General features: G+C 38.2%; 20 protein-coding genes. 11 read left to right on the forward strand and 9 right to left on the reverse strand.

Translation table 11 applies throughout. The features are described from left to right. The first annotated feature begins 126 nt into the window (after positions 1 to 126). Positions 127 to 1722: a YfcC family protein gene (locus tag SLH46_RS14935; RefSeq protein WP_320282011.1), complete on the forward strand. Its 1596-nt coding sequence runs from the start codon at positions 127 to 129 to the stop codon at positions 1720 to 1722. 96 nt (positions 1723 to 1818) lie between these two features. On the opposite strand, the gene SLH46_RS14940 is transcribed toward SLH46_RS14935, so the two are convergent. The 3 genes from SLH46_RS14940 to SLH46_RS14950 form a co-directional block, all read right to left on the reverse strand. Then, positions 1819 to 1989, reverse strand: a complete 171-nt coding sequence (locus tag SLH46_RS14940; RefSeq protein WP_320282012.1) for a DUF362 domain-containing protein — start codon at positions 1987 to 1989, stop codon at positions 1819 to 1821. 225 nt (positions 1990 to 2214) lie between these two features. Further along, positions 2215 to 3396 carry a glycosyltransferase gene (locus tag SLH46_RS14945; protein ID WP_320282013.1) on the reverse strand — a complete coding sequence of 394 codons (1182 nt, stop codon included), beginning with the start codon at positions 3394 to 3396 and terminating at the stop codon, positions 2215 to 2217. Positions 3397 to 3469: 73 nt separating this feature from the next. Further along, positions 3470 to 4069: an OmpH family outer membrane protein gene (locus SLH46_RS14950; RefSeq protein ID WP_320282014.1), complete on the reverse strand. Its 600-nt coding sequence runs from the start codon at positions 4067 to 4069 to the stop codon at positions 3470 to 3472. A gap of 318 nt (positions 4070 to 4387) precedes the next feature. On the opposite strand from SLH46_RS14950, the gene SLH46_RS14955 reads away from it, so the two are divergent. Beyond that, entirely contained in the window at positions 4388 to 5263 is an 876-nt protein-coding gene (locus SLH46_RS14955) for a proline dehydrogenase family protein (protein WP_320282015.1), read from the forward strand. A gap of 50 nt (positions 5264 to 5313) precedes the next feature. Here SLH46_RS14955 and SLH46_RS14960 read toward each other — a convergent pair whose 3' ends face one another. After that, positions 5314 to 5886, reverse strand: coding sequence for a nitroreductase family protein (locus SLH46_RS14960; protein ID WP_320282016.1), 573 nt, complete (start codon positions 5884 to 5886; stop codon positions 5314 to 5316). 282 nt (positions 5887 to 6168) lie between these two features. Between SLH46_RS14960 and SLH46_RS14965 the strand changes: the two genes are divergently transcribed. The 4 genes from SLH46_RS14965 to xylE all read left to right on the forward strand — a co-directional run bounded on the left by SLH46_RS14965 (position 6169) and on the right by xylE (position 11722). Next, entirely contained in the window at positions 6169 to 7161 is a 993-nt protein-coding gene (locus tag SLH46_RS14965) for a GntR family transcriptional regulator (protein ID WP_320282017.1), read from the forward strand. A gap of 114 nt (positions 7162 to 7275) precedes the next feature. Next, on the forward strand, positions 7276 to 8757 hold the full coding sequence (locus tag SLH46_RS14970; RefSeq protein WP_320282018.1) for a xylulokinase: 1482 nt from the start codon (positions 7276 to 7278) through the stop codon (positions 8755 to 8757). Positions 8758 to 8816: 59 nt separating this feature from the next. Beyond that, positions 8817 to 10133, forward strand: coding sequence for a xylose isomerase (xylA, locus tag SLH46_RS14975; protein ID WP_320282019.1), 1317 nt, complete (start codon positions 8817 to 8819; stop codon positions 10131 to 10133). Positions 10134 to 10345: 212 nt separating this feature from the next. Further along, complete coding sequence (gene xylE / locus SLH46_RS14980; RefSeq protein WP_320282020.1) at positions 10346 to 11722, forward strand: D-xylose transporter XylE; 1377 nt, start codon at positions 10346 to 10348, stop codon at positions 11720 to 11722. Positions 11723 to 11822: 100 nt separating this feature from the next. Here xylE and SLH46_RS14985 read toward each other — a convergent pair whose 3' ends face one another. The 3 genes from SLH46_RS14985 to SLH46_RS14995 form a co-directional block, all read right to left on the reverse strand. Then, positions 11823 to 11996, reverse strand: coding sequence for a hypothetical protein (locus SLH46_RS14985; protein ID WP_320282021.1), 174 nt, complete (start codon positions 11994 to 11996; stop codon positions 11823 to 11825). A gap of 15 nt (positions 11997 to 12011) precedes the next feature. Then, positions 12012 to 12593: a superoxide dismutase gene (locus tag SLH46_RS14990; protein ID WP_320282022.1), complete on the reverse strand. Its 582-nt coding sequence runs from the start codon at positions 12591 to 12593 to the stop codon at positions 12012 to 12014. Between the two features lie 186 nt (positions 12594 to 12779). Further along, positions 12780 to 13724: a glycosyltransferase family 2 protein gene (locus SLH46_RS14995; protein ID WP_320282023.1), complete on the reverse strand. Its 945-nt coding sequence runs from the start codon at positions 13722 to 13724 to the stop codon at positions 12780 to 12782. Positions 13725 to 14186: 462 nt separating this feature from the next. On the opposite strand from SLH46_RS14995, the gene SLH46_RS15000 reads away from it, so the two are divergent. Next, positions 14187 to 17015, forward strand: coding sequence for a tetratricopeptide repeat protein (locus tag SLH46_RS15000; RefSeq protein ID WP_320282024.1), 2829 nt, complete (start codon positions 14187 to 14189; stop codon positions 17013 to 17015). A gap of 83 nt (positions 17016 to 17098) precedes the next feature. On the opposite strand, the gene SLH46_RS15005 is transcribed toward SLH46_RS15000, so the two are convergent. Continuing rightward, positions 17099 to 17698, reverse strand: coding sequence for a superoxide dismutase (locus SLH46_RS15005; RefSeq protein WP_320282025.1), 600 nt, complete (start codon positions 17696 to 17698; stop codon positions 17099 to 17101). 273 nt (positions 17699 to 17971) lie between these two features. Between SLH46_RS15005 and SLH46_RS15010 the strand changes: the two genes are divergently transcribed. Beyond that, complete coding sequence (locus SLH46_RS15010; protein ID WP_320282026.1) at positions 17972 to 19282, forward strand: MATE family efflux transporter; 1311 nt, start codon at positions 17972 to 17974, stop codon at positions 19280 to 19282. A 100-nt stretch (positions 19283 to 19382) separates the two neighbouring features. Here the strand turns inward: SLH46_RS15010 and SLH46_RS15015 are convergent, their stop codons facing one another. Continuing rightward, positions 19383 to 20141, reverse strand: a complete 759-nt coding sequence (locus SLH46_RS15015; RefSeq protein ID WP_320282027.1) for a GDSL-type esterase/lipase family protein — start codon at positions 20139 to 20141, stop codon at positions 19383 to 19385. Between the two features lie 185 nt (positions 20142 to 20326). Between SLH46_RS15015 and SLH46_RS15020 the strand changes: the two genes are divergently transcribed. From SLH46_RS15020 to menD, 3 genes are read left to right on the forward strand one after another with little or no spacing between them, the layout of a single operon-like run. Further along, positions 20327 to 20764 (forward strand): PaaI family thioesterase, encoded by a 438-nt coding sequence (locus SLH46_RS15020; RefSeq protein WP_320282028.1) that lies wholly within the window; start codon positions 20327 to 20329, stop codon positions 20762 to 20764. Beyond that, the gene (locus SLH46_RS15025; protein ID WP_320282029.1) at positions 20754 to 21878 is read left to right on the forward strand and encodes a chorismate-binding protein; all 1125 of its coding nucleotides are present in this window, start codon (positions 20754 to 20756) and stop codon (positions 21876 to 21878) included. Before SLH46_RS15020 ends, SLH46_RS15025 begins: the two co-directional genes overlap by 11 nt. Continuing rightward, positions 21865 to 23547: a 2-succinyl-5-enolpyruvyl-6-hydroxy-3-cyclohexene-1-carboxylic-acid synthase gene (gene menD, locus SLH46_RS15030; RefSeq protein WP_320282030.1), complete on the forward strand. Its 1683-nt coding sequence runs from the start codon at positions 21865 to 21867 to the stop codon at positions 23545 to 23547. The genes SLH46_RS15025 and menD overlap by 14 nt, the downstream gene beginning before the upstream one ends. The last annotated feature ends 3 nt before the right edge of the window (positions 23548 to 23550 follow it).

Genomic DNA, 23550 nt, shown 5'->3' on the forward strand with positions numbered 1-23550 from the left:
GTAAAAACATTTCGCACCACAGAATTAAAGTACTGAAAACAAGCCAGTAACCCTGATTTTTAATATTGACGGGCCACACTGCTAAACAAGAAATTCTTATCTTACCATTTCAAAAAACATTCAGGCATGTTAAAAAAAGTTCCACATACCTATGTAATCATATTTTTTCTCATTGTCATCTGCGCTTTGCTAACATGGCTTATTCCCGGTGGTGAGTTTGAGCGCGAAAGTGTAATTGTAAATGGTGTTGAACGCAGTGTTATAAAAAGCGGATCGTTTCACGAAACTGAAAGCCAACTACAAACCTGGCAGATTTTTTCGTCCTTTTTCGATGGTTTTTTGCGCACCTCAGATATTATAGCACTGATTTTACTGATTGGTGGTTCGTTCTGGATTTTAAACGACAGCAAATCAATTGATATTGGAATATTTTCGTTTCTGAAAAGCATCAGGCGGCTCGAGAAATCGAAAATTCTGGCAACTATTGGCGTGCAAAATATTGTACTGGTCGGTATAATGACCGTTTTTAGTTTGTTTGGAGCCATCTTTGGAATGAGCGAAGAAACCATTGCTTTTACCATAATTTTTGTTCCGCTTGCTATTTCAATGGGATACGATTCAATTGTTGGCGTTTCGCTGTGTTTTGTTGCTGCCGCGATGGGATTTGCCGGAGCCTTTTTAAATCCTTTTACCGTTGGCGTTGCCCAGGGACTTTCGCATATTCCCCTGTTTTCAGGTTTGGAATACCGTATTTTAATGTGGGTTATAATTAACTTTTTTGGATTCGCATTTATTCTTCGTTATGCCGCCAAAATAAAAAAAGACCCATCTATATCTGTCGTGTACGAGGATGATGCATACTGGCGATCGAGAAGTGGTAGCACAGACGTAAAAACGGAAAAAATAAAACCTACTGTAGCTTGGATTGCGATGCTTATAATTTCAGTTGCACTTATTCTGTTTTCTTTCGTAACTCCGGAGAGTTCAATCGCCATTGGCAACAAGGTGTTCAATATTCCTGCAATCCCAGTTGCCACGATGTTATTTATTGTGATGGGGATTATCACGCTTCGTCATTCGGTGCAGTATTTTATTTTAAGCCTGCTCACATTTACCATCGTATTTTTGGTTATAGGAGTAATGGGCCATGGCTGGTACATTAAAGAAATTTCCACCATATTCCTTGCCATGGGGATTTTTGCAGGCGTTGCAGCCAACAAATCGCCCAACGCAATTACTAAACTTTTTCTCGACGGCGCAAAAGATATCCTTCCGGCGGCACTTATTGTTGGTTTGGCCCGTGGCATTGTTGTAATTCTCGAAGACGGGAAAATTATCGATACCATTTTATTTTATGTTTCCGACTCGATGCAGAATTTTGGTGAAGTGGGAACGGTTGGAATCATGTACTTGATACAAACAATGCTAAATGTGTTTATACCATCCGGTTCGGGACAGGCGGCTCTTACAATTCCGATTATGTCGCAAATATCTGATCTGATCGGCATTTCGCGCCAAACTACGGTTGTTATATTTCAGCTTGGCGATGGATTTACCAATATGATTACCCCAACAAGCGGCGTGCTAATTGGTGTTTTAGGAGTGGCACGCATTCCCTACGAAAAATGGTTTAAATGGGCGGCTTCGTTTATCTTGATGCTAATCGTTATTGGATTCTTACTGATTTTACCGACTGTATTTCTAGAGCTTAACGGATTCTAGCCATCTCCGACACAAATCCACAGTTATCATAATCATGGGAAAAAGACATAAAAAAAGCCCGCATGCGCGAGCTTCAATGTCTTTATGCTGAGCGAACTATTCTTCAATAGAAATTGCTTCAACCGGACAAACTTCTGCGCATGAACCACAGTCAGTGCAAAGCTCTGCGTCGATGGTGTAAATATCACCTTCTGTGATAGCGTCAACAGGGCACTCATCGATACAAGTACCGCATGCAATACATTCATCTGAAATTTTGTATGCCATAACAATGAATTTTTTAGTTAAACATTAACGTTTCAGCAAATGTACAAAGTTTGTCAAAAAATCAAAGTTCAAAGCGGATATAATTCCTATGTTTTACAAACAACACCTATATTTAACTACAGAACAGACACTTAACCACATATCCTATGTTAATATTCAATTAATCTTCTTTTTACGAATTTTACTAGGGTCAAATCAATTGGAATGGTAGTTCTGGCGTATGGTTTATTGTTCCTGATCTAACAGTTCTACCTGTTTTCGTAAGTCAGCTTTTTGGTAATAATTTTCGTGGGCAAAATTCAGAAATTTAAGAATTCGGAAAGCATTGAATTTCTGAAAAAAACGTAGCCGGAAACTTTCTAAACGCGAGCAATTATTATTTAAATCATCAAGATCGACACTGAAATTATCCAATAGAAGGAATTGTTTTATCGGCTCATTTAAAGTATTTACAAACTCGGAATATTCGTTTGGCTGAGTTTTAAAAAGCTGATCCTTTTTTGCAAAAAACTGCTCTAAATCTTTAAAGGCTTTAAAATTATAAGTGAGCTGCAAATCTTCCTCTCCCTTCATCCATTTTTGTAAAATCGGGCCTGTACCAAAAGGCACCCTGTTTGATAAGCGTGCCGAAGGATGAACTTTGGTTGTTGTTATTTCGCCAACCGTTCCCAACTGCACCAGGTTTTGCAGGAAATAGAAATCTTCGCCCGCTTGCCGACGATTCATTCCTCCGCGTTTTACATATGCTTCGGCCGTTACCGCAAATGCCGAGCCAATGGTAAACATCGAATACGGATAACCGGAATAGTGTAAAGCTCTTTTATAATAATTAAGGTAAAGTTCGTAAAGCTCAATGCCCTCAAGGTGTTTTCCGCTTAATTGTTGCTTTTGATGCTCGAAAGCCACTGTCGCTCCAACATGTTTCGGAAAATCGCGGAAATGTTTTTCGATTGCAACCAAGTAGTTTTTTGCAACCAAGGTATCGGCATCAAGCGAAACCAATATTCCATCTTTACTATCGTTAAGATTAAATCGCCTGATTGCTTCATCCATTCCCCGTTTTCGAGCCAGTCCGGCTCCAGCCCATTTCCTTTTAAGCTGAACCGGACCAACAACAAAAAAGTGAATTCCTTCTTTTTTGTTTTTAGCGATCCAGGCATCGGCATCTGTTTTGGTTTGCTCATTTTCCCGGATCGTAGCTTCTTCTGCTTTTTCAGAATGATTAATGAGCACGATAACTTCGACAGCAACTTCGGGCAAATCGCATTTATTTAAAGATTCTAAAGTTGCAACAAGATCCGGCTCCCTGAAACAAGGAATAACAACTATTAATCCCGGCTTTTGTTCCGGTAGTTTATTTATAAGGATTTGGTGCCCGTTTTTCTGCAAATATTTATCGGCAAACATAAAACAAAGCTAAAATAAAAAGCAAAAAAAATCCGGGCCTTAACCCGGATTTCAATATATCTGTAATTATTGTTTACTCAGCTTTAGCTTTTTCGTATTGCTCATTAAGTGCCTTTAAAACTTCTCCAGTAATATTATTGGCATCAGGCCCGATCAATACATTCGATCCGTTCAGAATAAAATCGTATCCTGCTATTTCGTTATACTCATTCAGGTAATCCATCAAATTATCCAGAATTTTATTGTTATTCGTTTGCTGAATTTCAGCCAACTTTGTCGATAACTCCTGGTCCAGTTTCTGAATTTCCTGTTCTTTTCCTAACAAACGATCGCGTTCTTGCACTGCACGTTGTTCAGTTAAAAATCCGCCACGCTGCAATTTCTCCTGGAAAGCAGCTGCTTCTTTTTCAAACGACTGACGTTTTGTGCCATATTCTGTTGTATAAGCTTCCTGTTTTTTGGCGAATTCATCGTGTAGATCTGCCGACAAATTGTAGTTTAAAATTACCGAATCAGCTTTGATATAAGCAATTTTTAATCCGTCACCTGAAACTCCGATTGCAGCTTTAATTTGGGAAGTGCTGCCGGTTGAGCCACTTGTAAAGTGTAAAACATATAAAACTATTACTGCAACAAAAAGTACTACACTTACTACTAACGATGTTCCTTTCATCTTCTTAAAATTTTAATTTCATCAGTTTTTAAAATACAGGTAAATCTTATCACCCATATTCCTATTAAACATTTCGGTTCAATTTTTAAATCCCGACAAAGATACTTTTTTAGCGGAAATGCACTACTCTTATTAACTTTTTTTTGATGTAATTAATAATCAATAAGTTCTAAAAAAAACCTGCATAAAATCATACTCACTCACTGATAAACATCATTGCAATCGAGTTGGTGCCCATACTATTTTTACGCTGCACAAAATAGTATTTACCTAAATTATAAAATGTTGAATAAGTTGATTGCAAATATGCTTCCGTTTATGCCGAAGAAACTCGTTTGGGTTTTCTCGAAAAGATATATTGCCGGCGAAACAATGGAAGAAGGACTGCTTGCTTCTAAGCTGTTGAATGAAAAAGGGATTGAGGTTACTGTCGATATTTTAGGTGAATTTATAACGACACTTGCCGAAGCTGAAAAAAACCGCGATGAATACCTCGAAGTTATCGAACGTTTTACTGCTGATAATGTAAAAGGTAATTTCTCTATAAAACCAACCATGTTCGGATTGCTTATCGACAAGGAAGTATGTTACACGCATTTGCGCGAGGTAGTTAAGTTTGCTGCCGAGAAAGATTCTTTTATCCGCATCGATATGGAAGATTCGCAATGTGTAGATATGGAAATTGATATCTTCCGTCGTTTACGAACTGAATTTCCAAAACACGTTGGATTGGTTCTTCAGGCTTATTTACGTCGTACCGAAAGCGATATTATTGCATTAAATGATATAAATAATAAAAACTACCCAATCAGTTTCAGGTTGTGTAAAGGAATATATGTTGAACCGGAACACCTTGCTTTTAAAGGTTACGACGAAGTTCGCGAGCATTACCTTACCGATTTGAAATACATGTTTGAGAACAAAATGTACGCGGGAATTGCCACCCACGATAAATACCTGGTAGAGGAAGCATTAAAATTGATTGAGGAAATGAACATTCCTAAAAACATGTACGAGTTCCAGATGCTTTACGGAGTAACACCCGAATTGCGCCAGTCAATTGTTGACGGAGGACACAAAATGCGTGTTTACGTTCCTTTTGGGCAACAATGGTTTAACTACTCGACCAGGAGATTAAAAGAGAATCCAAAAATGGCTCAACATATAATTAAGGCACTTTTTATAAGGGGTTAATTTTAGGAGTTAAACGCTAGAAAGGATGGCATTGCCATCCTTTTTTGTTTTTATTCAGTTTTCAAAACAAGCTCTGTAACCGATCTTTTGGGTACATGATGCACGCCTGCTTCATCGCGCCAGTATTTAATATCGTTGTTTCGCACCTGTTCCAACACAACTTCCTCTGCCGGTTTTCCGAGAGCGATTATCCACAACAACTCGTGTTGCTCTTCAAGTTTCAGTAATCGCGCCACTTTCGATTTGTTTACCGAACCGATCATACAACCACCAAAACCATCCTCAACCGCACCCAGCAAGATACTTTGCATGGCAATTCCATCGTCGCAGTAATGATTTTCAGAGATACTACGATCTTTAATTACAGCAATGTATGCCACTGGCCGCTCTCCTTCGGCAGGACCTTTCCAATTGCTTAAATAACCAGCCCACCCCAGAAAAGGAAATATTTTTGAACATAAATTTTCGTTTGTAATAACGGCATATTTTAAGGGTTGTGCATTACGTCCGCTGGCCGACAAACTTGCTAATTCAATCCATTTTAATAATTGTTCGGTCGAAATTTTTACAGATTCGTCGAACCGCCGGTAACTTCGGTTACGGGTAATTAGCTCTTTAATCATGGTTTTTATTTGAAGTTAAGAATCAAAAATAAAAGAAAAAAAGGATAAAAGTGAGGCTAAAAAAGAATTGCTGACCAAACTTAACCACTAGAAAAAATAACCTCACTCTACCCTTTTCAACAAAACGAGATTCATTTGTATCTATTGTACAGAGTTCGTTTAATAAATGTTAATTCGTTGGTCAACATCAAATAACTTATAAACACAATGTTCTCTTTTTCAATATTTATTATAGTTTTGTGGAACAGAACAGAATAGAAATTCTGAATTTAGACTAACACCATGAGCAACCTAAAATTCACGATCGAAAAAAATTCGAACGTTTTAAAATTCCAACAATTAGTAGACGCCATTCTCGATTCTATCAGCCGAAACGAGCTGAAAGAGGGCGAAATGCTTCCTTCGGTAAACCAGATTATGAAAGAATGCAAGCTATCGAGAGACACCGTTTTTAAAGCTTATGCCGAACTAAAAAAACGTGGTGTAGTTGAATCGGTTCCCAATCGTGGCTATTTCGTAACCCAAAAAATTACCAAGATATTTCTGTTTATCGATACTTTTAAGGCTTATAAAGAAGTACTTTATCATTCCATTTTAAATCATCTGCCTAAAAATATTAGTGTCGATTTGCATTTTCATCATTACAACATCGATCTTTTTGAGAAGATCATTACCGAAAGTGTTGGCCGATACACCAAGTATATTGTTATGAATTTTAACCATAAAAAGGTTAAGAGCATCATTGACAAATTGCCGCAGGAACAACTACTAATTATCGACTGGAAAATTAATGGCGAAGGAAAATCATGCGTTTATCAGAATTTTGGTGATTCGGTGTATAAATGCCTCGAGGAAAATAAAAATGCAATAGATAAATACAAGAACTTTGTGTTGTTCTACCCTACTTTTACGTATCACCCGCGCGAGGTTGTCGACAGTTTCGAACAATTCTGTACCGATCACACGATTAAGCACAAGGTAATTTCCACCTTCGATGAGTTTAATCTGCAAAAAGGTGATCTGTATTTTCTTGTAAGCGACCGAACCCTGGCACGTTTTCTCGACCAATGTTCCGAAAAAGGGTTTGAGCCGGGTAAAGATGTTGGTGTGATTTCGTACAACGAAACGCCAATGAAAAAATATGTAAAGGAAGGAATCACGGTAATTTCAACCAATTTTGAACTAATGGGTCAAAAAGCAGCCGAATTCGTGCTGAAAGGTAAAGCCGTAAATTTTGAAGTACCAACCACATTAAAACTCAGGTCTTCACTATAAATATGTTATAAAACACTTTTCTGATAGTTTGAGATCAGCTAAAATACATCTAATTTTGCAAGCATATCAGAACAGAACAGATTATAAACTAAATAGAATAAAACAACTGTAATCATGCACTTATTAGGATTCGACATCGGAAGCTCTTCAGTAAAGGTTTCTTTGGTAGAAGCAAACAGCGGTAATGTTGTGGCTTCATCGTTTTACCCCAAACAGGAAATGAAAATTACTGCACATAAAGCAGGATGGGCGGAACAGGAACCGGAGCTTTGGTGGACAAACCTGAAATTAGCACTTGCAGAAGTTCTTTCAACGTCGAATGTCGACAAAGAAAGTATCGGGTCGATAGGTATCTCCTATCAAATGCATGGATTGGTTATGGTTGACAAGAATTTGCAAGTACTTCGCCCTTCAATTATATGGTGCGACAGCCGTGCTGCAGTTTATGGCGATAAAGCTTTCAACGAAATTGGAGGCCAGCGTTGTTTAACCAACCTGTTAAACTCGCCGGGCAACTTTACCGCATCGAAACTAAAATGGGTAAAAGAAAATGAGCCGGAGACTTTTGCTAAGGTTCATAAAATTATGCTTCCGGGCGATTACATTGCCATGAAATTAACCGGCGAAGCACAAACAACAATCAGCGGACTTTCTGAGGGAATCTTGTGGAATTTCAAAGAAAATGATTTGGCCACCCTGTTGTTCGACAACTATGGTTTTTCGGCCGATATCATTCCTGAAATTGTTCCAACATTTGCACCATCTGGAAAAGTAAGTGCGCAAGCTGTTACAGAACTCGGACTATCAACAAAAACGACAGTGAGTTACCGTGCCGGCGACCAGCCAAACAATGCGCTGTCGCTGAATGTACTGAATCCGGGAGAGATTGCAACTACTGCCGGAACTTCGGGTGTAGTTTATGGTGTTAGCAACGAAATTAAATATGATCCGCAATCGCGCGTAAACACATTTGCACACGTTAATCATACGCAGGAAGATCCCCGACTTGGTGTTCTGCTGTGCATTAACGGAACCGGTATTTTAAATGCCTGGATGAAAAGAATGGTTGCCGAAGAACTTTCTTATGAAGCGATGAACGAACTGGCTTCGAATGTTGCCATTGGTTCGGATGGTGTCGCTATCCTACCCTTCGGAAACGGTGCGGAACGTGTTTTAAACAATAAAAATATCGGTTCGCAACTAAGTGGAATCAACTTTAATATTCACCAGAAAGGGCACTTATTACGTGCAGCTCAGGAAGGAATCGTTTTCTCGTTTAATTACGGAATGGAAATTATGAAAAACATCGGAATTAATCCGTCGGTAATTCGTGCAGGAAAAGCGAATATGTTCCTCAGCCCTATTTTCAGAGAAACACTTGCCGGTATTTCAGGAGCTACCATTGAATTGTATAATACCGATGGATCGGTTGGTGCAGCACGCGGAGCCGGTGTTGGATCAGGTTATTACAAATCGTTTAACGAAGCATTTGGCAGCCTGACGAAGCTGGAGACAATTGAACCAGATTTAAAGAAAAAAGCAGCATACGAAGAAGCTTACGGCAACTGGAAGAATTTATTGGAGAAATTTATCTAAATCATTCCGCCGAAGTTTCAAACAAATCAATTCAACAACAATAATTTAAAATAAGCAATATGAGTACAACAGTTTATTTCCCGTCAGTGGAAAAAATCAAATTCGAAGGAAAAGACAGTAAAAATCCATTGGCTTTCCGTTACTACAATCCTGAAAAAGTAGTTTATGGAAAAACGATGGCCGAGTGGTTTAAATTCTCAATGGCATGGTGGCACAGCCTGTGCGCCGATGGTGACGATCCATTTGGTGGTCCTACACAAGATCATCCATGGGTAGGTGCAGCTGATGCTTTGGAAGCAGCAAAAAATAAAATGGATGCCGGTTTCGAATTCATGTCAAAAATGGGTATCGAATACTACTGTTTCCACGATGTTGACTTGGTAGACGAAGGTAACAGCATTGAAGAATATGAAGCGAATCTGAAAGCAATTGTTGAGTATGCAAAAGAAAAACAAGCTGAAACAGGTATTAAATTGATGTGGGGAACTGCTAACGTATTTTCTCATGCACGTTACATGAACGGTGCCAGCACAAACCCTGATTTTGATACGGCTGCACGTGCAATGCTTCAAATTAAGAATTCGATTGATGCTACAATTGAATTAGGCGGTAAAGCTTATGTATTCTGGGGAGGACGCGAAGGTTACATGTCGTTGTTAAACACAAACATGAAACGTGAAAAACAACACCTTGGAACTATGTTGCAAATGGCGCGTGACTACGGTCGTTCAAAAGGTTTTACCGGAACTTTCTTAATTGAGCCAAAACCAATGGAGCCAATGAAACATCAGTATGATGTAGATACTGAAACTGTTATGGGCTTCCTGAAAGAATATGGTTTGGAAAACGATTTCAAAATTAATATTGAAGTAAACCACGCAACTCTAGCAGGTCACACTTTCGAACACGAATTACAATGTGCTGTTGATGCCGGTATGCTTGGAGCAATTGACGCTAACCGTGGCGATGTTCAAAACGGTTGGGACACCGACCAGTTCCCAATTGACCTGTATGAATTAACTCAGGCAATGATCGTTATTCTTAAAGGTGGTGGCATTCAAGGTGGAGGTACTAACTTCGATGCAAAAATCCGTCGTAACTCAACTGATTTAGACGATTTATTTATTGCACACATCAGTGGAATGGATGTTATGGCGCGTGCATTGGAAACTGCAGCTGCTATTTTGGAAGATTCTCCTTACGAGCAAATGCTTGCCGATCGTTATGCTTCTTTTGACGCAGGTAAAGGTAAAGAATTTGAAGAAGGTAAACTTTCGTTCGAAGATGTTTACGCGTATGCTAAAACAAACGGCGAACCAAAACAAATTAGTGGTAAGCAAGAGTTGTACGAGGCAATTGTAAACATGTACATCTAGAATAAAACCGGATTGTTTTGAATCTTTTATTAGATTTATTGTGAGAAGAATATATACTAAATATGAATGATTTGAATACTCATTTAATGCATATATATTACACATATCTGAATTTGATAGATCAAGACTTATCTTAAAATATTTAAAGAAAGCCCGGTTCAAAAATTAGGTTGAACTGGGCTTCTTCATACCACACTAACATTACCAATACTATGAAGAACAATAGTTTTTATATTTTTTCGATTACCATTGTTGCCACACTCGGAGGATTACTCTTTGGTTACGATACTGCTGTGATTTCGGGTGCCGAAAAATCAGTGCAGGCATTTCTTATCGACAGCCAGGGATTAAGCACATTAATTCATGGCTTAACCATTTCAAGTGCCTTGATTGGTTGTATTATCGGTGGCGGAATATCAGGAATTTTTGCATTAAAAATCGGCCGTAGAAAATCGCTGATGATCGCGGCTTTACTTTTCTTTATCTCAGCACTCGGATCAGGGTTTCCTGAGTTTCTGTTTTTTGAAAGAGGCCAGGCCACCATGGGTTTGTTATACATGTTTAACGTTTATCGTATAATTGGTGGAATCGGCGTAGGTATGGCGTCAGCAATTGTTCCGATGTACATTGGCGAAATTGCTCCTGAGAATATTCGCGGACGTTTGGTTTCTATAAACCAGTTTGCCATCATCTTCGGAATGTTGGTTGTTTACTTTGTGAACTGGGGAATCGCCAACGGTCAAACACTGGATTGGATCAATGAAGTTGGCTGGAGAAGAATGTTCTTATCCGAGTCGATCCCGGCCGGGTTATTTGGAATTCTGCTGTTCTTCGTTCCTGAAACTCCTCGCTACTTAACCTTGAAACAAAAAGATGATGAAGCTCTTGTGATTCTTGAAAAAATTAATGGTAAAGACAGGGCTAAAGAAATCCTTAACGATATTAAAGCTACGGTTGAAAGCCATTCAGGCAAATTATGGTCGTACGGAAAACTGGTGATTATTATCGGTATTCTGCTTTCTGTATTTCAGCAGTTTGTAGGAATAAATGTGGCATTGTATTATGCACCACGTATATTCGAAAGTATGGGAGCAGCTAAAGACGCGTCGATGTTACAAACCATTGTAATGGGCTTGGTGAACGTTATTTTCACCGTTGTAGCCATATTAACGGTTGACAAATGGGGACGCAAACCATTATTGATGGTTGGTTCAATTGGTATGGCAGTCGGTATGTTTGCCATTGCGGGTTTAGCTCTTTTTGAAATTATTGGCACCAGCACATTGGTGTTCATTATTATTTATACTGCATCATTTATGATGTCGTGGGGACCAATTTGCTGGGTTCTTATTTCTGAAATCTTCCCGAATAAAATTCGTGGACGTGCAGTTGCAATTGCCGTTGTGGCGCAGTGGGCAGCTAACTACTTTATTTCATCAACCTATCCGGCCATGATGGAATTTAGCGGCGCTGTAACTTATGGATTCTATGGATTAATGAGTTTACTGTCTTTCTTCTTTGTTTGGAAGATGGTACCCGAAACAAAAGGAAAAACTTTAGAAGAGATGGAAAGTCTCTGGAAAAAATAGTAAGAAAGCTCGAAGCTGGAAGTTGGAAGACCGAAGAATAAAATCAGATGAGATTAATTTTTCTTCGGTCTTCTTGCTTCGTGCTTCCTACTGCTTAACTCTATTTTGGTTCCCAAAAGCAACGTTTTGGTGAAACAATTTTTTCTTCGGCCTTCAGCACTTTCATTGCCTTATCCACATCTTTTTTATCTAATCCGGCAGCTTCGGCAATCTCTCCGGCCTTCATTGGCTTTCCGGCAGCCTGCATAGCCGCCAATACTTTTTCGGTACTCATATTCTACTGATTTTTTTATTCTGCAAAACGTTCTGAAATTACTTTCCAATCAACAATGTTCCAGAAATCGGCAACGTACGCAGGACGTGCGTTTTGTTTATCAAGGTAATATGCGTGCTCCCAAACATCACAAGTCAGCAAAGGTTTTTTTCCATCGCGTAACGGATTTCCGGCATTACTGGTTTGAACGATTTCCAACTCTCCTTTTTCATCAACAACCAACCATGCCCAACCCGAGCCAAACAAAGTTGCTGCCGCTTTCGAGAAAGCTTCCTTAAAAGCATCGAACGAACCAAATTTAGCATCAATAGCAGCTTTCAATTCGTCTTTTGGCTCTTTACATCCATCAGGACTGAATTGCATAAAATAAAATGTGTGGTTCCACACCTGAGCCCCGTTATTAAAAATACCACCTTCGGCCTTTTTAATAATGTCTTCCAGGCTTGCATTTTCAAACTCAGTTCCTGCAATCAGGTTGTTAACGTTATTCACGTATGCCTGATGGTGTTTTCCATAGTGGAACTCGATTGTTTTTTCACTTATTACTGGTTCCAATGCATTATTTGCATATGGAAGTTTTGGTAAACTAAATGCCATAATACTTCTTGTTTAAAGATTATTAATTTGATTTTTTGTTTTCTAAAGGTACAACGTTTTAGGGGCAAAAAGGATTAGTTGATTTGTTAATTTGGATGGAGTTTAAATAAATAGAATGTTAAGCAACTCTTAATATAGAAAAAGGGTATTTATATGTGAAATCAATGAACTATCCAGTAAACGATATTAATCGAGTCTTTTTATTTCCCGAACAATATAAATGGGCCTTCTCTTTATCTCCTTTATGGTTTTTTCAAAATATATCGAAAGTATTGTAAGTACAAGAAACATTAATGAGAAGGACAGAGAAATGAAAAATATAATCGAGGTATAACCAGAAGGAATCGAATCTGCAACAAAATACTGAACAAGCGAATACCCCCCAAAGGCAATTGTAAATAGAAAAAACAGTATTGAAATAAGAATCACAATTCGCAAAGGTTTATTCGAAAATGCGAAAATTACATTAAATGCTAATTTTAATAGTTTGTAAAATGAATAGTTACTTTCTCCGAATTCTCTTTTCGGCGCATTATATTCCAGCACACTAACATTAAATCCGAGTTCCTGAATAAATCCTCTTAAAAATCGGTTGTTATCCCTAAATCCTTGCTTTAGTATTTGTGCAATATTATCTGAAATTAAAAAAAAGTCAGATGCGTTTTTTTGAAACTTAACAACAGATAATTTATTTATTAAAGTATAAAACATTCTTGATAATGAACTTTTGATTAAGCCATGATCCTCTCTGTCGACACGTTGCATCAATACGATTTCGTGTCCGTTTTCAAAAGCTTTTAGCATATCACGTATTTCTGCAGGGGGGTGTTGCCCATCAGCGTCAAGGCAAATCACAGCTTCTCCTCTTGCATTGTCAACCCCTGCAAGCATTGCTGCTTCATGACCAAAATTTCTGGAAAACTGTATAAACACGTGCTTAACATTCTGATTATTAGAATCACATGATTTCTCAATCTTTTGCTGTGTGTGATCTAAACTACCATCGTTAACCCAAAGTATTTCAAAGTTGTATTCATCCAATTTTTTCAATTCTGCAACAAGGTTTTTTGAAAAAAAAGCAATCCCACTTTCTTCGTTGTACATTGAAACGACTATACTAACTAGCTTCATAAAGTTTCCGTTTTGCACAAAACTAAGTTATTTATTTTTGAAATAATCCTTTATTTTTAGCTTCTTTTACATATTGTCATTGATTAACTTTGTATCAAACATTGAAAATATACTGAAACTACAATTGTAATGCGCAATAAATCCACTAAAACCAAACAAAAGAATTCGATCACAAAAAATGAACCTCATTCGAAAAACATGATCGTTTGTATTGTGAACAATAATAATTTCAGCAAAATTGCTGAAAATAATAATACTGCGTTTGTTGTGATCGACCAGGCTCTTCGACAAGAACAGTTCGATAACATCAGACAATATAAATATTGTGCAATTGTTGATGAATCGAGGATAGATTCAGGTACTTTTGCGTCATATCTGCTGTCTACAAACATCCTAAATGCAAAAGAGGTCTATTATGCCCAAACCATAAAGGGTAATTTTATCGGGAAGAATTTTGAGTCATTGTTTACCAAAATTGATAAAGAAATTTATAATACTCCTTTCTTAATTGCTCAAACCGAATCGATCCTTCCATTTATTGAGAACCTCTTTAACAATAGTAACTTCCTAAAATCAGTAGCATATTATTGTCAATTAAATTTTTTCAGGTTTCTTCCTCTGAATAATGAGATTACAGAAGCCACAGAAGAATTGAAAACAAAACAATTCATAAGAGAGATTGGAAAAATAAAAATCCACAATTCTTTTACCCTCCCATTTAAATACCTTTTATCAGGTGAATTCTTTAAAGATCTGTTTTCTCCGGTTAACCAGTTGAAAAAAGATCTCTCGTTCAGAAGTCTGTTTATGCTCCTGAGTATTGCAATGCTTTTTATTATGCTGGCAGTGGTGAAGGACTATGGAGTTACCGGTGATGAACCAATCGGGAAACGACATGCCGAAAGTGTAATCCGTTATTTTACAGATGGCAGCGATGCAAAATGGGCAGAATATACAGAAACAAACATGGAATACTACGGTTTTTCAGCTAATGTAATTGCCGGTATAATTAGCCATGTTACTGAATGGAATGTGTGGAATGTTCGCCACTACACCAATACTATAATTGGTTTTATCGGGCTACTTTTTGCAGGTTTGTTGGGTCTACGTATTGGAGGTGGCGCAGGAGGCTTACTGGCATTGCTTTTTATGTTCCTTACTCCGAGGTATTTTGGAAACTCCATGAATAACCTCTCTGACATACCTTTTGCCACGGGGTATATAATTGCGACTTATTATACCATTCGCTTCTTTGATTTCTGGCCAAAAGTTAAATTACGATATTTTATCGGTGTTATTATCGGGATTGCATTTACCATCAGTAACAGGGCACCGGGAGTATTACTTTATGGATATTTCCTTCTTTTTGCAGGCTCTTATTACCTATTTGTCATTTCAGGTAAAGAATTTTACAAGGTGGCTAAATTCAAAAATCAAATTTTCAAGTTTGCAGGTTCTTTTATAATAATTGTTGTATTCAGTTATTTCTCCAGTCTTATTCTTTGGCCAAAGGGTCTGGAAGAACCGTTAACAGCTGTATATGATTCGATCGTAACTTTTTCAAAATTCCCCTGGTCCCTCACAACACTTTTTAATGGTATTCAGAAAATGTCAAAAAGCCTTCCTGTAAGTTATGCACCAACTTATCTACTTATTGGAATGCCTCTTTTTACTATTGTTGGATTTGTTGCCTATATTGTATCAATTGGTAAAAATTATCGTCCTAATCCAATTATGATCTTACTCGTATTCGGATGCATCTTCCCAATTGCCTATATTATTTATCAAAAATCGAATATTTATGGAGGTATGCGTCATTTAACCTTTGTTGTAATTTTTTATGTGGTTGTAGCTTCTAAAGGATGGATAAACCTCATCGGATTTTTCAAAAACAGATACAAATTAGTACCTATAATCGGTTTAGTAATACTTATTTTCCTTCCCGCAAGACACATGGTGGCCAACCATCCTAACCAGTATATATATTTCAACGAACTTATAGGAGGTATGAAAGGCGGCTATGCGAATTATGACCTTGATTATTATTACAATTCGGTAAAAGCCAGTTCTGATTGGTTAAAAGAAAACGAAGATCTTAGTGACTCACTAATTGTTATAACAAACGCGTCATATACTGATTATTTTGATGATTATCCAAACGTAAAAATGACTTATGCAAGATATTATGAATCATCAAGAGAAGATTGGGATTATGCCATTTACTCAAATGTTTTTATTAGGCGAGAACAACTTTTAGAGGGTACATTTCCTCCTGCAGGAACGATCCACACTATTGACGTTGATGGTTATCCTGTTGCAGCAATTTATAAACGGTTAAGCAAAGAAGACTTCCACGGATATGAATCATTAAAGAAAGGAAAAACTAAGGAAGCTAAACAACACTTTAAAAACTACTTAAAACTAAATCCTAAGAGTGAACAGGTACTGGAAGGTTATGCAAACGTAATGATGAGGGAGCGAAAATTAGATTCAGCTTTAATTTATGCAGATAGTGCTTTGGTTTATAATCCTGACCAGATTGCCGCATACCTTTTGAAAGCTACTGTTTACAATTCTCAAAAAAAATTCGATGAAGCCTTAGTTGCAGCAAACAACACATTAGACCTCAAAGAAGAGTTTGCTGAAGGCCAATTTCAAAAAGGTATTGCATTAAAAAACCTCGACAAACCAAACGAAGCATTAAAAGCATTCCAAAAAGCTGTTGCGCTGAAAAAGGATTATTATCAGGCACACATACAAATGGCTGACATTCTAATAAATTATAGGAATTTTAAGAAAGCATTGGAAGTGTATAATAAGGTTCTTGAATATAGAAAAGATGATTTATACGCCAAAGTTTACAGTGCAAAATGCTATCACTTGCTAAATGACAATGCAAATGCGAACAAATTACTTAGCGGCTTACCTGAAAGAAATTTCGAAGTAGTTAAAGTAAAATGCAGAATGGCCATGCAACAAAATGATTGGAATAATGCAGGGCGCTATTTAAATATGGCCCGAAACATTAATAATAATCCTGAGTTATTTGTCCTTAGGGCGCAATATTTGATGCAACAAAGACAAGTTGATTTGGCCAAACAGAACCTCGACAAAGCTATTGAACTTGATCCGATTAACAGAGAAGCGCAAGCACTACAAAAGTCTTTTACTCAAACTGTGCAAACCGTTACATCCAATAGTCAAAAAGAGGAACCGAAACCGCAAGAATCAATAATGTTTCAAGATCCAAAACCAAAGAAAACCAGCCCTATTAAATTTCCGACGAAATAGCGAACAACTTATTAACATAAAACAATAAAAATAAGCAATAAAAACCCCGGAGCCTCTGCTCCGGGGAAAAAACCAAAAATCAACTAACCTTTAAACCGCCTGGCGACTTCATCCCAGTTGATGAGATTCCAGAATGCATTCACATAATCCGGACGTCTGTTTTGGTAGTTCAGGTAATATGCATGTTCCCATACATCGATCCCCAAAATTGGAGTTCCCTGAACTTCGGCCACATCCATCAGCGGATTATCCTGATTGGGCGTAGACGAAACCACCAGTTTATTGTTTTGAAGAACCAACCATGCCCAACCCGACCCAAAACGAGTCAAAGCTGCCTTGGTGAAGGCTTCCTGAAATTTTTCTATACTTCCAAATGAATCATTTACTGCGTCTAATAAAACGCCTTCGGGAGCTGGTGCACCACCCGGTGCAATAACTTCCCAGTACAAATTGTGGTTAAAAAATCCACCTCCATTATTACGTACTGCTACTGATTGTGCAGACACTCCACTTAAAATTTCTTCAATCGATTTTCCTGCAAGATCAGTTCCTTCAACTGCTCCATTCAGGTTTGTTGTATAACCTGCATGGTGTTTACCGTGATGGATCTCCATTGTTCTTGCATCAATATTTGGCTCTAAAGCCGTATAATCGTATCCTAATTTTGGTAATTCAAATGCCATTTTTATTTTTATTAAAAGATTTAAATATATTAATTTCCTTAGCAAAAATATACGCTATTTAGAATTAATCCAAATCTCCGAATAATAAAACACATTGAAATCCTTTATTGTTCATAGACGGAATTAATAAATAGTCGACATTAATCCGTTAAACAATAAAAACCAGCTAAAAACCTAGGTTACAAGCACAAAAGAGAAGATAAAATATTTAATTACTTTTATTCATATAACCGCTCTACCAATAATATTACCTTTGCCACCTCACTAAAAAAGATGAATAAAAACATTTTAAAACTTGCCATTCCCAATATTATCAGCAACATAACTGTTCCGTTGCTGGGATTGATCGATTTGGCTTTAATGGGGCATCTTGGTTCAGAAGTGTACATCGGTGCCATTTCACTTGGTAGCGTGATTTTCAATATAATTTACTGGGGATTTGGCTTTTTGCGAATGAGTACCTCGGGATTTACAGCACAGGCTTTTGGCGAAAAAAAGCCGGCAGAAGCCATTACCATCCTGGTTCGTGCCCTGATACTAACTTTTATTATTAGCATATTTATTCTACTTCTACAGTCCCCTATTGCCTGGGGGAGTTTTAAAGTAATTGGCGGAAGCCCAGAAGTTGAAGAGCTTGCTGAAGCTTATTTCCGAATCCGTGTTTGGGCCGCACCTGCAGCATTAAGTCTTTTTGTTTTCAGCGGTTGGTTTTTGGGCATGCAAAATGCACGTTACCCAATGATTATTGCAATTTTGGTAAATATTGTAAATATCGTGCTGAGTGCTTTTTTTGTTTTTGGTCTGGATATGAAATCAGACGGTGTGGCGTTGGGAACGGCCATTTCGCAATATGTTGGTTTGGTTACTGCCGTAATTTTGTTACTCAAAAAATACAGAGAAATGTTACCAAAAGTAACAAAAGCAGGTATCATCGATCTAAAATTTCTATCGAGTTTCTTTAAAGTAAATTCCGATATTTTCATCCGTACTTTCTGTATAATCGTTGTATTTACCTTTTTCACTTCAAAATCGGCCAGCATAAACGATACTGTGCTTGCAGTTAATTCAATCCTCCTGCAATTTTTAATGTTCTTCTCCTTTTTTATTGATGGTTTTGCTTTTGCCGGCGAAGCATTGGTTGGGAAATTTATAGGTGCCAAACAAATTGAAAACTTAAAAAGGGTAGTAAAACTTTTATTATACTGGGGCTTGGGACTGGCAATTACTTTTACCCTACTCTATTTAACCGGCACAAATTTCATTTTAAAACTGCTCACCTCGCAACAAGATGTAATTCAAACAGCCCAACAGTTTCTAATTTGGGTAGTACTGATACCGATCGCCAGTGTTGGTTCTTTTATTTGGGACGGGATTTACATCGGGGCAACAGCATCGCGGGCAATGCGAAATAGTTTGTTGGTTTCAACTTTTCTGATTTTTGCACCGGTTTATTATTTTTTAAATCCGATATGGAATAATCATGCGCTTTGGATGGGAATGTTGCTTTTCATGTTTTCGAGAGGAGTTATTTTATCGCTTATGTACAAAAAAATGATTTTGAAACCAATTTCAGGGAAAGTTTAACTCAGATTACATAAAATATCCAATACCCAATTTAGAATAATCAAGTACTCAAAATTGGATATTGGATATTGAAGATTTAATATTGATAATTTCTTTCTCTCTATTCACCAACAGCTTTCAACCAAGCTGCAGCCATTAATTCGGCACCGGCCATTGAAGGATGCACTCCATCTGGCGTCCAGTAAGTTCCCGGAGCGTGTTTAATGGCCTCATCAAATACTTTCTGAAAAGGAACCCAAATGGTTTCAAACTCGTCTGAGATCTTTTTCGCAGCCACCTGGTATTGTTGCATTGGCTCAATCCATGTTTCGTCAACTGCACTTGTTTTTAACACATAAAATGGTTCGCACAAAACCAATTTCACAGCCGGAAAAGCTTCCTGTGTGCGTTTCAACAAAGCGCGGTAATCATTCTCGTAAATCTCAATGGTGCCATCGTAATTACCATCGCGGGTGTGCCAGTAATCGTTCACACCAATTAATATACTTAACACATCCGGTTTCAATTCCAGACAATCCTTTTCCCAACGATCCGCCAATTGAAACACTTTATTTCCACTGATACCACGGTTATAAATAGTAAGTTGCTCTTCAGGATATGTATTTAATAATTGTGACGCTGCGAGAAGCGCATAACCATTTCCAAACGACCATGCACGGTTAGGTGTTTCATTTTGTTTGTCGCGCCCGGCATCGGTAATTGAATCACCCTGAAACAACACCGTGTTCCCTTTCAAAAAAATTGATTCTTTCTTTTGTTCCGGTTCAGCAACACACGCCGAAACGATACTTGAAATACTTGCAGCAGCAACTGCTCCCGCGGTTGATTTGTATAAAAAATTTCTTCTGGAAATACTCATCTGGATCTATTTAAGTTGATTTAGAATAACAAATGTAAAAAATTTATGGCAGCTGTTTAACATTATATCAGAGCTAAATTCTTCCATAATCTCACTGATCTCGAAATACAATAATAAATTACAAAAGCCATTTTGGCAATTTTCGAAAACTATCCGTTATTTTAGTCTCGTTTTAGGATAGCACTATGGATTTAACACAATTATCATTCAATACGCCGGTTGAGTTGATCAACCAGGCCACAAAAGACACTCTTGTAGGGAGCCTCGGAATTGAGATCACAAAAATTGCAGAAGGTACAGTTGAGGGAATGTTGGATCTCTCTGCAAAAAATTCGCGCCCGGGAGGCATTTTACACGGCGGTGCCAACCTTGCAATGGGCGAAACACTGGCCGGTTTGGGCAGCATGTTACTGGTTGATATGAGCGCTTATGAAGTGCTCGGAATTATGGTAAACGGCAATCACACAGGCGTATTAAAAAAAGGCAAGGCGCTGGCGGTTGCAAAAATCGTTCATCGGGGCAAACAAACGCATGTGTGGAATGTTGATATTTGCAATGAAGAAGGGAGATTGATTTCATCTGTACGTGTTACCAATATGATTACTGAAAGGAATGACCGATAACGAAAGATTAATACATCTGATCGACGAACTCGTTACGCTTAACTGCTCTTTTGCCTTATGGTCTGTACCCGGCGATAAAACGCTTGAGCTTCTGATTTCGTGTCAGGAAGCTTTGATTTATCCCAATGAGGTGAGTCGTTTAAACGGACAGGAAGGATTTGTTTTTGCGCCTTATCACGTCAGCGAGGAAAACCCGCTGATTTTATTAAAACCGGATATTTATAAAACAGGCATCGAGGAAATCCTAAAATTGAATATGGATGATGTAAAAGTGTGCCAAAAAGAAGTGGTAAACTGCACATCGCATTACGTAATTGAGAAAGACGAGTATTTGTCAGATATTGAGCAAACGGTAAAGACAATAAAAAATACGAAACTGGCAAAGGCTATTGTTTCGCGTATTATTCCGATTGAACGAAAAAATGAATCGCTGGGAAAATTGTACTCCCAACTATTCGAGCAAACGCCAAACGCTTTTGTGTATATGGTAAATTTGCCAAAAGCCGGTTTGTGGATGGGGGCCACTCCCGAGATCCTGTTAAAATCAGAAGGCAAAACGATGGAAACCGTTTCGCTGGCTGGAACGCAGCCCCGTGTTTCAGGAACGGAATACGGTTGGAGCACCAAAGACATTGAAGAGCAAGCCTTTGTTTCTCGCTACCTGGTTGATCTGTTGTATCGGTTTGATATTCACCGCTACACCACTCGCGGACCGGAAACATTGGAAAGCGGCAAAGTAGCGCACCTGTTTACCAGTTTTCTATTTGCAAAAAAGAAACTCGACGACTGTCTTGGTGATTTTATTGCCGAGTTGCATCCAACACCGGCAGTTTGTGGTTTTCCAAAATCGAAAGCCGATAAATTTATTAGTACCATCGAAAAACATGATAGGCGGTACTACAGCGGATTTCTTGGTCCGTGGCAGCTAAAAGATTCAGTAAGATTATTTGTAAATTTGCGCTGCATGGAAATAATTCCGGAGAAATACATGCTTTATGCAGGTGGCGGAATTACTTCGCGGTCGGTTCCCGAAGAAGAATGGGAAGAGACCAACAACAAAGCAAAAACCTTGTTATCGGCAATAGAAGCTATACGACAGAATGATCTCAACTAAAAAACACGTTCAACAACTGGCAGCACTTCTTCATCAGAAGGGAATCAACGACGTGATTATTTCTCCCGGATCGCGAAACGGTCCGATGATAAACACTTTTGTGGGAAGTGGTTTATTTAACTGCCGCAATGTAGTTGACGAGCGTAGTGCAGCTTATTTTGCGATGGGTTTGGCGCAAGCGCTGAAAAAACCGGTTGTTATTGTTTGCAGCTCGGGTACAGCGACCTTGAATTATGCACCAGCAATTGCCGAAGCTTTTTATTTAAATATTCCGCTAATCGTAATCACTGCCGATCGTCCCGAGTACTGGATCAACCAGCTCGAAAACCAATGCATCAACCAAAAAGGGATCTATTCGAACTTTGTAAAAAAAGAATACAACCTTCCGTTGGAAGAATCGGAAACTGAACTGTGGCAAGCTGCCCGCGAAATAAACGAGTGCCTGAATGCTGCCGTTTCGGGGAAACCGGCGCCTGTGCATATCAATGTTCCACTGGAGGAACCGTTGCATGATTTGCTTGACGAAGAGTTGCCGATAATAAAAGCCATCGATACTAAAAAATCAGTTTTAGAGATTGATAAAGCAAGTCTGAATAAGTTTGCTGCTGAGTTAAATGCATCGAAGAAAATACTGATCCTTGCCGGGCAACAAAATCCGGATCTGGAACTGGAAAAACTGCTTGCAGCATTTACTGAAAAAACCGGTGCCCTTGTTTTAAAAGAACACCTGGCCAACCTGACTGATGAAAGTTTTTGCGGAAGTATTGATACGATGATGGCGGCTATTTTAGAAGAGGTTCCTGCTGATTTTCAACCGGATATACTGATCTCTTTTGGCGGACATTTTGTTTCGAAAGCACTGAAACAGTTCCTGAGAAAAAATAAGGCTGGTCAACACTGGCACCTTTCGCCGGCCAACGATCATTACGATACTTACCAATCGCTGACAGAAGTTGTGCAGACCGATGCTAAGACTTTTTTCTCACAATTAATTCCGGAAGTAAGTGATAAAAACACAGCATATCTACAACGTTGGACAACCAAGGAAAATGAAGTCAATCAACTTCGGGATAAATATATTTCAGATAGTCGGTTTTCTGATTTGAAAGTCATTGCTGAAGTTGGCCAATATGTTCCTGAAAATTCGGTTGTACATTTAGGAAACAGTTCACCTGTTCGTTATGCATTAATTGCAGATTGGACAACCAACACCACTTTTTTAAGTAATCGTGGTACCAGCGGAATTGACGGGCCAATGTCAACAGCAGTGGGTTATGCCTCTGTCTCTGAAAAGATAAATACTGTACTTATTGGCGACTTATCGTTCTTTTACGATTCAAATGCGCTTTGGAACAATTACATTGGCGATAATTTAAGAGTCATCGTAATCAATAACGGCGGCGGAAATATTTTTAGTCTGATAAAAGGACCCGGTGAATCACCAGCATTTAATAAGCATTTTTATGCCGAAAACAAATTCAAAGCACTAGGCATTGCTCAAACTTTCGGGTTGGATTATTTAAGTGCTGAGAATGAAACAGAATTAAAAAATTCACTTGCCGAGTTATATTCCCCAACAAGAAAAAAACCGACTATCCTGGAAGTTTTCACCGATGCAGAAGTGAATACAAAAACTTTCCGGGGCCTTTTTAAGTTTGTAAAACAATAAAAA

It is taken from the genome of Draconibacterium sp. IB214405 (genome assembly GCF_033963885.1).
GTDB lineage: Bacteria > Bacteroidota > Bacteroidia > Bacteroidales > Prolixibacteraceae > Draconibacterium.

Bases quoted from the DNA above. Each gene is read 5' to 3' on its own strand.
- SLH46_RS14985 (WP_320282021.1), bottom strand. From the start codon at position 11,996: ATGAGTACCGAAAAAGTATTGGCGGCTATGCAGGCTGCCGGAAAGCCA.
- SLH46_RS15010 (WP_320282026.1), top strand. From the start codon at position 17,972: ATGAATAAAAACATTTTAAAACTTGCCATTCCCAATATTATCAGCAAC.
- SLH46_RS14955 (WP_320282015.1), top strand. From the start codon at position 4,388: ATGCCGAAGAAACTCGTTTGGGTTTTCTCGAAAAGATATATTGCCGGC.
- SLH46_RS14945 (WP_320282013.1), bottom strand. From the start codon at position 3,396: ATGTTTGCCGATAAATATTTGCAGAAAAACGGGCACCAAATCCTTATA.
- SLH46_RS15025 (WP_320282029.1), top strand. From the start codon at position 20,754: ATGACCGATAACGAAAGATTAATACATCTGATCGACGAACTCGTTACG.
- SLH46_RS14940 (WP_320282012.1), bottom strand. From the start codon at position 1,989: ATGGCATACAAAATTTCAGATGAATGTATTGCATGCGGTACTTGTATC.
- xylA (WP_320282019.1), top strand. From the start codon at position 8,817: ATGAGTACAACAGTTTATTTCCCGTCAGTGGAAAAAATCAAATTCGAA.
- SLH46_RS15020 (WP_320282028.1), top strand. From the start codon at position 20,327: ATGGATTTAACACAATTATCATTCAATACGCCGGTTGAGTTGATCAAC.
- SLH46_RS14990 (WP_320282022.1), bottom strand. From the start codon at position 12,593: ATGGCATTTAGTTTACCAAAACTTCCATATGCAAATAATGCATTGGAA.
- SLH46_RS14935 (WP_320282011.1), top strand. From the start codon at position 127: ATGTTAAAAAAAGTTCCACATACCTATGTAATCATATTTTTTCTCATT.
- SLH46_RS15005 (WP_320282025.1), bottom strand. From the start codon at position 17,698: ATGGCATTTGAATTACCAAAATTAGGATACGATTATACGGCTTTAGAG.
- xylE (WP_320282020.1), top strand. From the start codon at position 10,346: ATGAAGAACAATAGTTTTTATATTTTTTCGATTACCATTGTTGCCACA.
- SLH46_RS14995 (WP_320282023.1), bottom strand. From the start codon at position 13,724: ATGAAGCTAGTTAGTATAGTCGTTTCAATGTACAACGAAGAAAGTGGG.
- menD (WP_320282030.1), top strand. From the start codon at position 21,865: ATGATCTCAACTAAAAAACACGTTCAACAACTGGCAGCACTTCTTCAT.
- SLH46_RS14950 (WP_320282014.1), bottom strand. From the start codon at position 4,069: ATGAAAGGAACATCGTTAGTAGTAAGTGTAGTACTTTTTGTTGCAGTA.
- SLH46_RS14960 (WP_320282016.1), bottom strand. From the start codon at position 5,886: ATGATTAAAGAGCTAATTACCCGTAACCGAAGTTACCGGCGGTTCGAC.
- SLH46_RS14970 (WP_320282018.1), top strand. From the start codon at position 7,276: ATGCACTTATTAGGATTCGACATCGGAAGCTCTTCAGTAAAGGTTTCT.
- SLH46_RS15015 (WP_320282027.1), bottom strand. From the start codon at position 20,141: ATGAGTATTTCCAGAAGAAATTTTTTATACAAATCAACCGCGGGAGCA.
- SLH46_RS14965 (WP_320282017.1), top strand. From the start codon at position 6,169: ATGAGCAACCTAAAATTCACGATCGAAAAAAATTCGAACGTTTTAAAA.